Source organism: Demequina oxidasica, from assembly GCF_000975115.1.
Taxonomy (GTDB): domain Bacteria; phylum Actinomycetota; class Actinomycetes; order Actinomycetales; family Demequinaceae; genus Demequina; species Demequina oxidasica.
Genome location: NZ_BBRE01000001.1, coordinates 1,438,257 through 1,452,460 on the forward strand (window position 1 = coordinate 1,438,257; position 14,204 = coordinate 1,452,460).

The window sequence follows — 14,204 nt, forward strand, 5'->3', positions numbered from 1 at the left end:
GCGAACAGTAGGGCCCGTTTTGGCTGAACATCGCTACCGCCGCCCCGCCATGCTCGATATGGAGGAGGCCGAGCAGATTGAGGGTGACATCGACCCCGCTGATGTGGGGCTGATTGCGCACGAGACCGCCGGCGCGGTGGTGGCGCAAGCTCGCGCGGCGGGGGATCCTGCGCTGGTGGAACGGCTGATCAAGCTGGTGGACGAAGAGGGCATCGACACGGTCGCGATGATGTGGTCGAAGGCGGGGGCTCACACGCTCCCGGGTGCGCTGTGGCGCATCTACATGCTGCGCGAATGGGTGCAGCATGACGCTGTCTCCGTCGCTCGCTCGTACCACCACGGCGTTCAGGCGGCCAACGTACGTCACGCGATCGCTGGGGTCGAGGATCCACCCGGACCCAAGGAGGTCAAGACCCTGGCCGACTCGGTGCTGTCCGGGGTGTTCTCCGGCGACCTGGCCGTAGCGCTCGACCGCGCGGGGGCCTTCTGTCGCGTGGTAGCGACAGGGGCGGCGTTTGAGGCAGAGTCCGATGACGGTCACGCCGACGCGCGTGCCCACCAGACCACGATGCGTGCAGCTCAGCTGCTGCGTACCGGCGAGGACCTCGAGCGGTGCGCTGCGATGTTCCGCGAAGGCCGCCTGGACTGAGGCTGCCCACGGTGACTGAACTCGCGACGGAACGATTCACGGTGGTCGTGGATCTTGAACGTGGAGCAAAAATTACTTCGTTGCTCGACCACACCGGTCGCGAATGGCTCGCACAAGCCGCGCCGGGGGCCAGTCGGCGAGCGGGTGCCGCGTTCACAGACGCCGAGATGGCCGGCTGGGACGAGTGCGCCCCCACGATTGACGCCAGTGTTGTCGACGGGGTCTCGATGCCGGATCACGGCGACCTATGGGACCAGGCATTCACGGGAGACGCCGCCCATTCCGCCATCACGCGTGCGGAACTAGGGTTCACGTTCGAGCGCTCGATCACCGAGGTGCGTGAGGGCATACGGCTTCACTACCGAGTAACCGCCCTGCGGGAGCGGATCCCCTTTCTCTGGGCGGCTCACCCCCAGTTCAGTGCTCCTGCTGGCACTCGTGTCCTCGTTGCCGCACAACGGATCGTCGATGTTATTGACCCCGAGGAGCCGATGACTCCGATCAATGACTCTCAGTTACAAATCGACACAGTGGATCCAGGGAAGTTCCGGAAATGGTACGCAGACCCACATGAGCCGGTTACTGTGGCGTCGCTCATCCGAGCCGACGGTGGTGTGCTCGACATGGAGTGGTCCAGCAACTGCCCGTACGTCGGCGTATGGTTCGACAATTGCGCGTTCTCGCGTGAACCGGTGATAGCGATCGAGCCCAGCAATGGCTTCCGAGATTCGCTCGCGCTCGCGATTCAACGCGATCGCGTGACCTATGTCGAGCCGGGCGAACCGCTCGAATGGTGGGTCGAGCTTCGACTTCGCTGACGGCTGAGTGATCCGGCTGCGGACATTGCACGACAGGCGTAGGGTTGTCAGTGACGTCGGACCGCGGCAGCCCCGGGCTCCAATACCAGCCGCTTCGAGCGGCCTTTGCGCCGACTGGCGCTCCCGGTCCGACGTCGCCTCAACCCAAGCGAACCCGTCGCCTTCGCGAGGCGGGCGCATTGCCCAGCCCCAGCATCGGCCGTTAAGGGTGGACGTGCAGCAGGTGCGTCTCCACAGCAGTGACCCGCGGCCCCGACTCGGTGTCCAGCACGTGTGCGATGAGCACGCCGCCGGCTGGCAAGTAGGGGTTCTTACGAGGCAGCGCGCCCCGCGTGTACTTGCGGGTGGCGGCGCGCACCATCTCCACGACGGTTGGCAGCGTGGGCCGGTGGACCGCCACCACGCGGCTGACCTGCTTGCCCAGCAGATTGGTCAGCGTGGACGCGGTCTTGAGGGGCTTGCTGGCGTGGCCCGGCTCCGTCAGCTCGTCATAGGTCTTGATGGGAATTCCAGCGGCCTCGGCGTACGGGCGCACTGTAGCCACGCACCGCTCCGCGGGAGACGACCCCACGTGTTTGACTCCAAACGCCGCGATCAGCGGCACTAACTGTTCGGCGCGCTTCTGCCCGGCCTTGGTGATGGGGCGGTCCTCGTCGGCACCTTCCCAGGCCTTGCGGCGCTTGGCGCGTGCGTGACGCACTAGCACGAACGCCCGGGTGTCGAGCCGGTCGTGCTGGTAGGACGCCACGAGTGCCTCGAGTGGGCGCAGGTCATCGGAGAACGTGATTCTCTTGCGGGCCTCCGGAACCGAGAGCCAACGCATTTTGTCAATCTCGTTCTTGGACGCAGGCTTGACGGGGGGGCGGGCTACGACCGCGCGTGACCGGGGGTAGGACAACTGGGCGGCCCAGTAGCGGACCACTTTCTGTTTGCCGGATGCCATGGGGTAGCGCAACGACGGCAACGGCTGACCAAGCGTCACTTGCTTGCCCGTCTCCTCGGCCACTTCCCGGATCGCACACTGTGGCAGCGTCTCACCCTTGTCGAGCTTGCCCTTCGGCCAGGACCAGTCGTCGTAACGCGGGCGATGCACCGCGAGGACCTGAAGTTCACCGTCACGAACACGCCACACCAGCGCGCCCGCCGAGATGACAATCCCGGGCGGGTATTCGGTCACTTGCGCTTTGCCCGTCGCTTGGGCTGACGCTTGATGTACGTGGACTGTAGATCCTTGAGGCGATTACCCTCGGCGTCCTCGATAATCCGCTCCCACGAGCCATCCTCGCGAAGTTCCCATGCGGTGAACTTGTCGCTCATCACCATGTCGATGTTCTCGACGATGTTGGATCGCTGTTGGTCGTCGACGATCGAGATAAGCGCCTCTATGCGTCGGTCGAGGTTGCGGTGCATCAGGTCTGCCGAGCCGATGAAAACCTCGGGATCCCCGCCCCCCGCGAATGCGTAGATCCGAGAGTGCTCGAGGAACCTGCCCAGGATGGACCGCACGCGGATGTTTTCGCTGAGTCCGGGCACTCCAGGCCGCAGTGCGCAGATGCCGCGCACCACCAGGTCCACCTGCACGCCGGCCTGCGAGGCGCGATAAAGTGCGTCGATGGTGCGTTCGTCGACGATTGAGTTGATCTTGATCTTGACCCATGCTGGCTCGCCCTTAGCCGCGCGCTTGGCCTCCGCATCGATGCGTTCCACGAGGCCCACTCGCACACCCACCGGCGCCACGATCAAGCGCCGGAACTTCGCCTTGGGGGCGTAGCCGGAGAGCTGGTTGAAGAGCTTGGTCAGGTCAGCACCTACCTCGGCATCGCGGGTGAGGAGGCCGTAGTCCTCGTACAGCCGCGCAGTCTTAGGGTGGTAGTTTCCGGTGCCGATGTGGCAATACCTGGCCAGGCCATCGTCCTCCTGGCGAACCACCAGCGACAGCTTGCAGTGCGTCTTGAGGCCCACCAGCCCGTAGACGACATGGACACCCGCCTGCTCGAGCTTGCGCGCCCAGGAGATGTTGCGCTGCTCGTCAAAGCGCGCCTTGATCTCCACCAGCGCCAGCACCTGCTTGCCGTTGCGTGCAGCGTCGATCAGGGCATCAACAATGGGGGAGTCACCCGACGTGCGGTACAGCGTCTGCTTGATGGCCAGCACCTTGGGGTCCGCCGCCGCCTGTGCGAGGAAGGCCTGAACCGAGGTGGAGAACGAGTCGTATGGGTGGTGCAGCAGCACGTCGCCGCGGGTGATGGAGTCGAAGATATTCTGCTCGTCCGCGGTTTCCACCGGCGCGAGCTGGTGGTGCGTGGTGGGGCGGAACGCCGGGAACTGCAGGCGCGGGCGGTCGAGGTCCGCGATCACGTGCAGGCCCGTCAGGTCGAGCGGCGCGGGCAAGTGGAAGACATCGGTCTCGGTGATGCCCAGTTCGCGCACCAACAGCTCACGGATGCGCGGCGGCAGGTCCTCCGCTACCTCGAGGCGCACGGCTGGTCCAAAGCGGCGACGTAGCAACTCCTTCTCCATGGCCTTGAGGAGGTTTTCGGCGTCGTCCTCCTCGACCTCGACGTCCTCGTTGCGGGTGACGCGGAAGGTGTAGTGGTCGAGCAACTCCATGCCGGGAAATAGGTAGTCGAGGTGCGCGGCGATGACGTCCTCGAGCGGCACAAAGCTGCGTGGCTCATCCGACAGCGACGAGGCATCGATTACCTGTGAGGCCCGGCCGCGGGCGTCTACGGAGATGAAGCGGGGTAGCGTCTCCGGCACCTTCACACGAGCGAAGTGGTGCTTGTCTGACTCGGGGTCGCGCAACTCTACGGCAAGGTTGAGGGACAGGCCTGAGATGTACGGGAACGGGTGTGCGGGGTCCACTGCCAGCGGCGTCAGCACGGGGAAGATGTCCGAGCGGAATAGTTTGCGCAGGCGCTCCTGCTCTGAGTCCTCGAGCTCGTCGTAGCGCACCAGGTGGATGCCCTCTTCGAACAGTGCCGGAACAATCTGCTCCTCGAAGACGTCGGCGTGGCGGTCCATGAGGATGTGGGCGTGCTCGGTGAGCGCCTCCACCAGGCGGCTGGGGCTCATCCCCGTCGCTGACGGCACGGCGAAGCCCGCGGCGATGCGGCGCTTGAGGCCAGCGACTCGCACCATGAAGAACTCGTCGAGGTTGGATGCGAAGATGGCGAGGAAGCGCGCGCGTTCCAGCAGTGGCGTCTCAGGGTCCTCGGCGAGCTCAAGCACGCGCTCGTTGAACGCGAGCCACGATAGTTCGCGGTCCAAAAAGCGGTCCTCCGGCAGCGCCGAGTCGAGTGCGTCGTCGTCATCATCCACTGGAATCACCGCCGGTATGGCGAATGTCTCCTCGGAGACCACTTCGGGAACCGCATCGGTCTTAGGGCCGGGGGCGGGTACGGACTGCGCGGAGTCGAGGCTGTCGGACATGCCCCCATCGTGGCACGCCCGCGGGAGTGTTGACTAGCGTTTGGCGAAGTATTTACGTGGATGTCATGCAAGCCTCGCAGAATCGTCCGTTGGGACGATGGCCTGTTTCAGTAGTTTCAGGTATAACTGAAAACATGACAAGCGGAGAAACGGACGATGCGACGGCTAGTTACGTAACGGATGTGGCCGAATACTGGGAAAGCGGTGGTTTCTCCCACGCCGCCGGTCAGATCCTGGGCCACCTCATGGTCTGCGAACCCGCGGAGCAGACTCAGGCGGAACTGGCGGAGACGCTGGGGCTCTCCGCCGGCACAGTGTCCACGCAGCTGAAGATCCTGCTCGCCGTGGAGATGGTGGAGCGCGTGCGCCGCCGCGGCGTGCGCACGTCCTTCTACCAAGTGCCCAAGAACATGTGGACGCGTGTGCTCGCCAGCGAAACCTCCCGCATCGGCGGTCTGCGCGGCCTGGCTGATAAGGGACTCAAGGTGCTGCCTCAAACCCGGCCCGACCGCATCGTCTCGCTCGACCAGATGGTGCGCTTCTTTGAACACGAATGGCCGCAGCTAGAGGAGCGGCTCGAAGAATTTCTACGAAAGGAAGAGTCATGAACGACTCCCTAGCAATTGAGACCATCGGCCTGACTAAGAAATTTGGTAGCTTCACAGCGGTCGATGACGTCTCGCTGCAGATTCAGCGCGGCGAGATCTTTGGCTTCCTTGGCCCCAACGGCGCGGGCAAGTCGACCACTATTAAGTCGATCCTCGATCTGATTCGCCCCACCTCGGGCGAGTGTCGGGTGCTGGGACTGGATTCCCGCAGGGACGCGGTCGAGATCCGGCGCCACTTGGGCTTCCTGCCTGCGGACCTCGCTCTCTACCCGAGTCTGACCGGCAAGCAGACGCTCGCCTACCTGGGTCACCTGCGTGGCGGAGTCGACTGGAAGTGGATTGACCAACTCGCCGAAAGGTTCGACGCTGATCTGAGTAAGAAGATCAGCGAATACTCGTCTGGCAACCGGCAAAAGGTCGGCCTGATCCAGGCCTTCATGCACAAGCCTGAGGTCCTCATCCTGGACGAGCCCATTACGGGCCTAGACCCACTGGTGCAGCTCGAGTTTCACACGTTAATGCGCGAGCACGTCTCCCAGGGCAACACCGTGTTCCTGTCCTCGCACACGATCTCAGAGGTCGAGCGCGTCGCGGACCGCGTGGGCTTCATCCGTCGCGGTCACCTGATCGCCGTCGAGACTATGAGCGAGCTTCACGACAAGGCGCTCGGGCGCATCACACTCGAGTTCGCCGAGCCGGTGCCAGCGTCAGCGTTCGAGGGAATTGAGGGCGTCCACGAGGTGACGACCGAGGGGCCAACGGTGACGGCCCAGTACGAGGGCTCGATGGCGCCGCTGCTCAAGGTTGCGACCGAGCGTGAGGTGGTCTCCGTCAGTTCGGCGTCGGTCGACCTCGACGAGATCTTCCTCGAGTTCTACCGAGACGAGGTACAGGCGGCCGATGCCGCAGCGGGTGACCACGGAGAAGGCGCGGCCGCATAATGCTGCGCAGTCTCTACCTCAAGACGGTTCGCGACCGCTGGGTGAGCGCACTCATCGGCGTCGGCTCGCTCTTCCTGATTGCGTGGATGGTCCTCGCCGTGTACGGGGGGTTGGACTCCGAAGCCATCGACGTGTTCGAATCGCTTCCACCCGCCTACCTGTCGCTGATTGGGATCCCCGCCGATTCGGGCTCCGCGGGCCTGGCCATGAGCATGTTGTTCAACTTCATCGGCCCCTTCGTCATTGCGGGGATCGCTGTCTCGATGGGGGCTGCCGCGATCGCCGGCGAGGAGCGGGAAGGCACCATGAACCTGCTCGCCACGGTGCCGCGGAGCCGGTCGCGCATTCTGCGATCCAAGACTGCTGGCGTGCTCACGATCGTGGTAGGAATCACTCTGATCTCGTGGCTGTCCTACCTCGCGGCGATCGCGATCACGGGTTCTGACACGGGCTCGCTCAACCTCTTTGCCGCCACCGTCCAGGTGGGTGCTGTGGCGATCCTTTACGGGGCGGTCGCGCTCGCGATCGGAGCCTGGACGGGAAACCAGGCCCTGGCATCGGGCGTGGCCGTGGCCTTCATTGTGGTGAGCTTCTTGGGTGCCGGCCTACTGCCGTTGATTGATGGTTGGGCCGACTGGGCGAAGATATTCCCCTGGTATTACATCTCTGGGTCGCAGCCGCTGAACAATGGCGTTGACTGGACCCAGGTCGCGGGCCTGCTGGGGATTGCAATCATCCTGTTCGTGCTCGCTTGGTGGGGATTCAACCGCCGTGACTTGCAGTCGGGTGGGGCGAGGGCGCCGATGCTCGAGCGTTTGCGCTCCAATCCACACCTAGCCAAGGCTTTCGCACTGCTCTCCGGAAGTGGCAGCGTGCGCAGCATCGCTTCACGCGCATTCACCGACCTGCGCGCCTTGATGGTCATTGCCGGATTCGGTGTCCTGTTCATGGGCTTCGTGGTGGGTGTGATGTTCCCGTCAATATCGGATTCCGTAGGCGGGCTCGTCGACAGCATGCCCGAGTCCGTCCTGGCGATGGTGGGCTTCGCAGACTTCTCTACGGCCACGGGGTGGTACTTCGGAGAGATGTTGACGATCCTCGCGCCCCTCGCCGTGTCCGTGGTGGCGATCAGTGCCGGCGTTGCGCTGGCTGGCGAGGAAAAGAATCGCACCATTGGAGTCCTGCTCGGCACGCCCACGTCCCGCAATAAGGTGACGCGCGGCAAGGTGCTTGCGGTGATCCTTGGTTCGGTTGTCGTTGGCTTCGCGACGTTTGCCGGCATCGCATTGGGAAACCTCGCGGCCTCACTCGACATGAGCTACTGGAACATTGCCGCGGCTGGACTGCTCCTTGCCGGTCTTGGCATGGTGCTGGGCGCTGCGGCGTTCCTGGGCGGAGCCTTGACGGGTAAGACCTCGGTGGCCCTAGGGTCCGGTGTGGGGCTGGCGGTCCTGGGATGGGGCATGAACTCGTTCCTTCCCATTAACCCGGACCTTGCGAACTGGGCCAAGATCTCGCCCTTCTATTACTACTCGGGGGAGAACCCGCTCGAGGAGGGCATGAATTGGGGTCACATGGGAGTGCTGGTGGCAATTGCTGCGGTGCTGACTCTCATTGGAGTGCTGGCCTACAACCGCCGAGACCTCAGGGGCTAAACCCGCCACCCCCAACCCCCATCACCGTATTGGTCCGATTTGGCACGAATCTCGGCCTCGGCGCACCGTGGTGGTCCTTTCTGGCACAGGTCCGATTCGGGCATGTGCCAGAAAGGACCATTAGGGCGCAGAGGAGGCCAGGACCGTGCCAAATCGGACCAATACGGGTGGGGGTTGAGGTGGCCAGTTACTGCATGGCGGCTAGGCCGGCCCGGGTGAACTCGATGGCGCGGTCCAGGTCGCGCTGAATTTCCTCGACCGAGGTCGCAGACGGGCGCGAAGGGCGAGTGCCCTTGTGCGGGAAGTCGTGGCCCACGGGCATCGAGGCGGCAAGGGCGGCGATTGCGGCTGCGGACGCAATGTCCGGCAGGGCGTCGTCATCGGCACTGCCCAGTTCCGTGCGTAGAGCGCGCGACAGCGCCTGGCCAATGCGGTCCAGGTAGCGCAGCGCATGGCCGACGATGTGGTCGTGTTCGGCGGCGAGGGCGTCAAGCACGCGCGAGGCGTGCGGGCCGAGTGGGCCGCCGTGCGCCGACATCTCCATGACCTGCTCGCGCAGGAAGCTCAGTACGTCTCCCTCGGCGGGGGGTGTGGCGAGTGCCTCTTCGAGGGAGCTGATCGCATCGTCGAGCGGCGCGAAGAGTGCGGCCTCTTTGGTGGGGAAGTAACTGAAGTAGGTGCGGGGTGACACTCCAGCGGAGGCGGCGATCTGCGCGACGGTGGTCGCGTCGTAGCCGTTCTTCTCGAACAGCTCGACCGCGGCCTCGTGCAGGGCGAGTCGCCGCTGCGCCTTCTTGCGCTCGCGCAGTCCTCCGTCGATGTCAGTGACTGTCATGTCACCATCCTACGGAAAACTTCACTAACTGTAAATATGCAGTGGTTGCAGATTCGTATTGCGCGGGGTAACGTATTTACACCGCGCAACGTCAGCGCGACCAATCTTCCTCAAGGAGTCACCCGAATGGGTAAAGTTTTGCATGCCATCGGCGCGTTTAGCGCGCGCCGGGCCTGGGCCGTCATCGTGGCTTGGCTCATCCTGCTCGTGGGCGTCGGCGCAGCCGCCGTCGCGTTCCAGGAGCCGACCGATGACACCTTCAGCATCCCTGGTACTCAGTCCATCGAGACGTACGAGAAGTACGGCGAGGAGTTCCCCGGAGCAGGCGGAGCAACCGCTCAGATTGTGGTGGCCGCACCCGAGGGTGAGACCCTTGTGGACCCCGATGCGACGGCCGCCATTGGCGAGTCAGTCGCCGCCCTCAACACCACGGATGACGTGACGGGCGCGACGGACCCCTTCCAGTCGATGGCCGTCGCTCCTGACGGCAGCGTCGCGTACATCTCAGTCAGCTACGCCGAGGACGCGGGACAGCTGCCCGAGGGTGCGCTCGACAACGCCACCGAGGCAGCTCAGCCGATGGTCGACGCCGGCCTCCAGGTCGAATACGCGGGTACAGCCTTTACGCCACAGGCTCCTGCGGGCGGCGCCGGTGAGGTCATCGGAATGCTCGTCGCGATCGTGGTGCTCTACATCACCCTGCGCGCCGTCGTGGCGGCGGCTCTACCGTTCGTCACCGGCATCGCAGCCGTTGGTGTGGGCGTGGGCTCCGTCACCGCCCTGACCGGGTTCGTTAGCTTGCCGTCTACCGCGACGGTGCTGGCCCTCATGCTCGGCCTCGCGGTCGGCATCGACTACTCGCTCTTCATTCTTGCGCGACACCGGTCCCAACTCCTCGAGGGTATGGAGACCAAGGAGTCAATCGCTAAGGCCATCGGCACCTCGGGTGCCGCCGTGGTCTTCGCCGGAGCGACCGTCATCGTGGCTCTCGTTGCCCTGTTCATGGCGAACATCCCGTTCCTCACAGCCATGGGTAACGCCGCCGCCGCCACCGTGGCACTCGCCGTGATCGCGGCGCTGACTCTTCTTCCCGCAGTGATGAGCCTCGCGGGTCACCGCATCCTTCCCAAGAAGATGCGCGCTCAGGTCGAGGCGAGCCAGAACGGCACTGCAGAGCCCATCGTGGCTGAGCCCAGCACCAACCGCTGGGCCCGGTTTGTCACCAGCCGTCCCGCGACTGTTTTGGTCGCAGGAATTGTGGGTCTGGGAATCATTGCCATTCCCGCCGCCGACCTGCGCCTGGGACTCCCGTCGGCTGCCTCGCAGCCGGAGGAGAGCACGGGATACAAGGCGTACGAGCTGCTTGCCGAGGGCTTCGGTCCCGGCTTCAATGGTCCGATCCTTGTTCTCGCTGAGACGGATGATGCCGCGGACGGTCCCGCAAACGTCGCCGCCATTGGCGAAGACTTTGCAGCGATCGACAACGTGGCGTTTGTCTCGCCTCCGGTCCCCAACGCGGACGGCAGTGCATACCTCTTCCAGGTCATTCCGACCACCGCACCGGACAGCGCGGAGACCGAGCGGGTTGTCCACGACATTCGTGAGGTCGAAGCGGCGGGTGACGTCACGTTTGGTGTGACCGGCGAGACCGCGATCCAGATTGACGTCTCGGAGGGTATCTCCGCGGCCCTGCCCGGCTACCTCCTTGTGGTCATCGGCCTGGCGCTGATCCTGCTGCTGATCGTGTTCCGATCCATCCTGATCCCCATCAAGGCGCTGCTGGGCTTCCTGCTCACACTCGCCGCGACCACCGGAATGCTCGTTGCGGTGTTCCAGTGGGGATGGCTGTCCAGCCTCTTTGGTGTCGAGTACACCGGTCCCATCGTCGCCTTCCTGCCCATTATCGGCATCGGCATCACGTTCGGACTGTCCATGGACTACGAGGTATTCCTAGTCAGCCGCATGCGCGAGGAGCACTTGAGTGGCCGCGGTCCCAAGGAATCGATCGTGGTGGGTTACTCGCACACCGCTCGCGTAGTGGTGGCTGCCGCGCTCATCATGGGATCCGTCTTCTTTGGGTTCATGCTCGACGACGACGTGATCATCAAGTCGATCGGCTTCGCGCTCGCGTTCGCCGTGCTATTCGACGCGTTCGTGGTCCGCATGACGCTGGTTCCCGCGGCCATGGCCCTGATGGGCAAGGCCGCGTGGTGGATGCCCAAGTGGCTCCAGAAGATCGTGCCGGAGATTCACCTCGAGGGCGACCCCGAGGACCGCAAGGTCATCGACGCCGAGCCCACAGAGGACGACAAGATCGAGGTGGGCTCGCGCTAGCCGCACTTTATTAGTCAGACAGCGGGGCTGGGGTGCAATCGCACCCCGGCCCTGCTTTCGTTCTGGCTCCCGTTGCCGATAAGTTAATGACAAACTCTGTCACTAAGCGAGCAACGGAGCCAGCGCATGAAGGCAATGATTCAGAAGGAGTTCCGCGAGCTTCGCAGGGACAAGAGAACGATGGCGATGCTCATCGCGCTGCCGATCCTGCTGCTGGTGATCTTTGGCTATGCCGCCAACTTCACGATCGATGACATCAGCACCAGGGTGGTGGGTCCCGGATCTGAGCAGGTGACCGCCCAACTGCCAGACCTCTTTGAGGTGGACGCGGATGCAGCGGCCGCAGATGACGATGCCGACGGAGACACCCAGACGGCGCTAGACCTCGTGCGCGACAACAAGGCCGACGTCGTCATCGACACCACCACCACGCCACCCACGGCCTACCTCGACGGCTCGAGCCTGTTCTCCGCGCAGACGGCCAAGGGTGCCCTCGCGCAGATGCCTGACGGTGCCGTTACTATCGACGTCCTCTACAACCCGGACCTGACCACCGCCTGGGTCATGGTTCCGGCGCTGATCGGGCTGATCCTGACCTTCATCGGCACCATCATCACGAGCATCGGCCTGGTGCGTGAGCGCCAGAACGGCACGCTTGAGCAGCTCGCGGTAATGCCCCTCAAGCCATCAGACGTGATCGTCGGTAAGATCGCGCCGTACTTCATCCTGGCTGCGCTGGACATGATCATCGTGACGCTGTTGGGCGTGTGGATCTTTGATGTCCCGTTCAACGGCAACGTCGCGCTGTTTGGCGTTGGCGGCGCGATCTTCCTGTTCGTGGTGCTGGGCCTTGGCGTGCTGATCTCGACCGCCTCGCAGACTCAGGCGCAGGCCATCCAAGTGGCCATGATGATCCTGCTACCGCAGATCCTGCTGTCGGGCTTCATCTTCCCGCTGTCCGCCATGCCGGCGGCCATCTCCTGGATTGGCTACATCCTGCCGTTGACCTACTGGGTCAACATCTCGCAGGGAATTCTGCTACGGGGCGCCGATCTCGCCTCCCTGTGGCCGTCCTTCGCGGTGCTCGCCGTCATGGCGGTGGTCATCTTCACCGCAGCAGTGCTGCGTTTCCGCCGCGACCTCGCGCCCAGCTCACGCCGCAAGTCTCAGAAGTCAAGCAAGGCGGGCAAGTAGTGTCCGCCTGGGGAGCCCGCGAGCTCACCGTCACGTACGGCGACACGGTGGCGCTGAGTAGCGTGAGCGTGGACGTGCGCGAGGGCGAGGTGCTCGCAGTCGTGGGCGGCGATGGGGCGGGCAAGACCACCCTGTTGCGCGCGCTCGCCGGGGCGGTGCCCGCATCCGCCGGCGCCGTCGACGCGCCAAGCCTGTCCAGCATCGGTTTCATGCCGACGGCCGCAGGTGTCTGGCGCGACCTGTCAGTGGACCAGAACATCGACTTTGTAGCCTCGGCGCAGGGAGTGACGGGCGCGACGCTCGCCGAGCGCCGCGAGCAGCTGCTTGCGGACACCGGACTCGAGGGCGCGACCAAACGCCTCGCCGGGCAGCTTTCCGGCGGCATGCGGCAGAAGTTGGCCTTCGCGCTCGCCATGATCCATCGCCCCCCGATGCTGATTCTGGACGAGCCGTCCACCGGCGTCGACCCCGTCAGCCGCGTCGACCTGTGGCGCATGATCTCGCAGGCGGCCGTGGATGGCGCGGCCATCATCATGGCCACGACGTACCTGGACGAGGCGGAGCGGGCATCGCGCGTGCTGGTGCTGGATGGCGGCGAGGTTCTGCTGGCCGGAACGCCGGCCGATGTCATGGCCAACGTTCCCGGTCACGTCGCCGATGCTGTGGGAACCCCGGACCGCGCGCGGTCCTGGCGACGCGGCAGCCAGTTCAAGACGTGGTCGCCCGACGAGCCGACCGATGGAGCGGCCCGCGCGGACGATCTCGAGGATGCCGTGATTGCGGCCACGCTGGCGAAGGAGACGAGCAATGCCTGAGCCCCTCATCTCCGCGCGCGGTGTGACCCGCAGGTTTGGTGACTTCACGGCCGTCGACGACGTCTCGCTCGAGGTCGCCCCCGGGGAGATCGTGGGGCTTCTCGGTGCCAACGGCGCGGGCAAGACCACGCTGATTCGCATGATCTTGGGGCTGCTGATCCCCACCGAGGGCGACTTGTCGCTGTTTGGCGAGGCGCCGTCGCGCGAGACCCGGGCGCGACTCGGCTACGTCTCACAGGGACTTGGACTGTGGGACGACCTCACGGTTACCGAGAACCTCGCCTTCGTGGACGGCGCGTTCGGCTCAGCAGCCACCCCGGTGCCCGACTCCCTGCGTGACGCGGGCGACTCACTGGTGGTCGGCATCGGCCTGGGCGGGCAGCGCCAGCTGGCCTTCGCCGCGGCACTGGGTCACAAGCCGGAGCTGCTGGTCCTCGATGAGCCCACCTCGGGCGTGGACCCGCTTGCGCGGGCCCGCTTGTGGGACACCGTGCGTGACCAAGCGGACGCGGGGGTGGGCGCGCTGGTCACCACGCACTACATGCAAGAGGCGGAACGCTGCGATCGGCTGATGCTGATGTCGCGCGGGGTGGCCGTTGCACAGGGAACCGTAGCGGACATTGTGGGAGACACCACCGCCACAGAGGTACGCACCCCACACTGGCAGCAGGCCTTCACCGCACTGAACGATGCGAACATCCTGGTCGCGCTCGCGGGCACCCACGTGCGGGCGGTGGACGCCACGGAAGATGAGGTGCGCGCGGCCTTGATTGAGGCCGGCGTCACGGCGGACCTGGTCCCGATGCAGGCGACGCTCGACGAGGCGATGGTCGCGCGCGAGCGGGCAACCGTCTGAGTGGTTCCGCGCACCTAGGCGACGGCCGCGCCTGACCCGGCCGCGGCATCGGCGAGGCAGAATAGCG

Annotated in this window: 12 protein-coding genes; 9 read left to right on the top strand and 3 right to left on the bottom strand. The window is 64.8% G+C overall.

Annotation, left to right across the window (positions count from 1 at the left end; translation table 11 throughout):
* Positions 1–19: 19 nt before the first annotated feature.
* Both AOP77_RS06685 and AOP77_RS06690 read left to right on the top strand, forming a co-directional pair.
* The gene (locus tag AOP77_RS06685) at positions 20–649 is read left to right on the top strand and encodes a hypothetical protein (protein ID WP_236685763.1); all 630 of its coding nucleotides are present in this window, start codon (positions 20–22) and stop codon (positions 647–649) included.
* A gap of 11 nt (positions 650–660) precedes the next feature.
* Entirely contained in the window at positions 661–1,467 is an 807-nt protein-coding gene (locus AOP77_RS06690) for an aldose epimerase family protein (RefSeq protein ID WP_062210989.1), read from the top strand.
* 202 nt (positions 1,468–1,669) lie between these two features.
* Here the strand turns inward: AOP77_RS06690 and AOP77_RS06695 are convergent, their stop codons facing one another.
* Positions 1,670–2,644, bottom strand: coding sequence for an NUDIX hydrolase (locus AOP77_RS06695; RefSeq protein ID WP_062210993.1), 975 nt, complete (start codon positions 2,642–2,644; stop codon positions 1,670–1,672).
* A complete protein-coding gene (locus AOP77_RS06700) occupies positions 2,641–4,899 on the bottom strand; it encodes an RNA degradosome polyphosphate kinase (RefSeq protein WP_062210996.1) in 2,259 nt (752 codons plus the stop codon). Before AOP77_RS06700 ends, AOP77_RS06695 begins: the two co-directional genes overlap by 4 nt.
* Before the next feature lie 134 nt (positions 4,900–5,033).
* Here AOP77_RS06700 and AOP77_RS06705 point away from each other — a divergent pair, with 134 nt between their 5' ends.
* The 3 genes from AOP77_RS06705 to AOP77_RS06715 are packed head-to-tail and all read left to right on the top strand — an operon-like array spanning position 5,034 to position 8,103.
* Positions 5,034–5,507: a GbsR/MarR family transcriptional regulator gene (locus AOP77_RS06705; protein WP_062211001.1), complete on the top strand. Its 474-nt coding sequence runs from the start codon at positions 5,034–5,036 to the stop codon at positions 5,505–5,507.
* Positions 5,504–6,448 carry an ABC transporter ATP-binding protein gene (locus AOP77_RS06710; protein ID WP_062211004.1) on the top strand — a complete coding sequence of 315 codons (945 nt, stop codon included), beginning with the start codon at positions 5,504–5,506 and terminating at the stop codon, positions 6,446–6,448. Before AOP77_RS06705 ends, AOP77_RS06710 begins: the two co-directional genes overlap by 4 nt.
* Entirely contained in the window at positions 6,448–8,103 is a 1,656-nt protein-coding gene (locus AOP77_RS06715) for a DUF2705 family protein (protein ID WP_062211007.1), read from the top strand. The genes AOP77_RS06710 and AOP77_RS06715 overlap by 1 nt, the downstream gene beginning before the upstream one ends.
* Positions 8,104–8,290: 187 nt before the next feature.
* Here AOP77_RS06715 and AOP77_RS06720 read toward each other — a convergent pair whose 3' ends face one another.
* Positions 8,291–8,938, bottom strand: a complete 648-nt coding sequence (locus tag AOP77_RS06720; RefSeq protein WP_062211010.1) for a TetR/AcrR family transcriptional regulator — start codon at positions 8,936–8,938, stop codon at positions 8,291–8,293.
* Positions 8,939–9,064: 126 nt separating this feature from the next.
* Here AOP77_RS06720 and AOP77_RS06725 point away from each other — a divergent pair, with 126 nt between their 5' ends.
* From AOP77_RS06725 to AOP77_RS06740, 4 genes are all read left to right on the top strand, one after another.
* Positions 9,065–11,272: an MMPL family transporter gene (locus AOP77_RS06725; protein WP_062211013.1), complete on the top strand. Its 2,208-nt coding sequence runs from the start codon at positions 9,065–9,067 to the stop codon at positions 11,270–11,272.
* A gap of 126 nt (positions 11,273–11,398) precedes the next feature.
* On the top strand, positions 11,399–12,466 hold the full coding sequence (locus AOP77_RS06730; protein WP_062211016.1) for an ABC transporter permease: 1,068 nt from the start codon (positions 11,399–11,401) through the stop codon (positions 12,464–12,466).
* A complete protein-coding gene (locus tag AOP77_RS06735) occupies positions 12,466–13,281 on the top strand; it encodes an ABC transporter ATP-binding protein (RefSeq protein ID WP_062211019.1) in 816 nt (271 codons plus the stop codon). The genes AOP77_RS06730 and AOP77_RS06735 overlap by 1 nt, the downstream gene beginning before the upstream one ends.
* Complete coding sequence (locus tag AOP77_RS06740) at positions 13,274–14,137, top strand: ABC transporter ATP-binding protein (RefSeq protein WP_062211022.1); 864 nt, start codon at positions 13,274–13,276, stop codon at positions 14,135–14,137. Before AOP77_RS06735 ends, AOP77_RS06740 begins: the two co-directional genes overlap by 8 nt.
* The last annotated feature ends 67 nt before the right edge of the window (positions 14,138–14,204 follow it).